Consider the following 590-nt stretch of genomic DNA (forward strand, 5'->3'; position numbering starts at 1 on the left):
TCCGTGCGGATATGGAACGTGTTCGTAGCGTGGAGTTACAAGGCCCGGGCTTTGATGGCCGAACCATGGTGGTCACAAACTCTGCATCAACGCGTTTTGATTCTGGCGACGTTGTGAAAACAGGTCGTGCGCTCGACGTTGCCGTCATGGGTGAAGGTTACCTTGCGGTAGAAACGCCAGCGGGTAACGAGGCTTACACGCGTGCCGGTAACATTCAAATCGATACCTTTGGCGCAATGTCTATCAACGGATTCCCGGTTGTGGGTGAAAACGGTCCGTTGGTGGTGCCTGATTATCAAAAAATCGAAATCAGTGAGCGTGGCCTTGTCTCGGTCATTCCACCTGGTGGCGGTGCAGAAATCGCAGTCGGCACATTGAAACTGGTGAAGCCAGAAATCAATCAGCTGCAAAAAGAGAGCGACAGCTTGCTTCACAGTGTTGATGGTGTGCCATTCGCAGCGGATGAAACCGTGCAATTGGCACCAGAACACATCGAAGGCAGTAACGTATCGGCGATCGATGAGCTGATCGGCGTGATGTCGCTAACGCGTAACTTCGAGATGCAAGTACGCATGATGAAAACTGCAGAA

At 52.0% G+C, this 590-nt stretch carries 1 protein-coding gene; it reads left to right on the forward strand.

The features are described from left to right. The coding region (locus R8N49_RS28905; protein WP_318190672.1) for a flagellar basal body rod protein FlgF at positions 1 to 590 on the forward strand (590 nt) is incomplete at both ends.

Source organism: Vibrio sp. 1978, assembly GCF_033344345.1.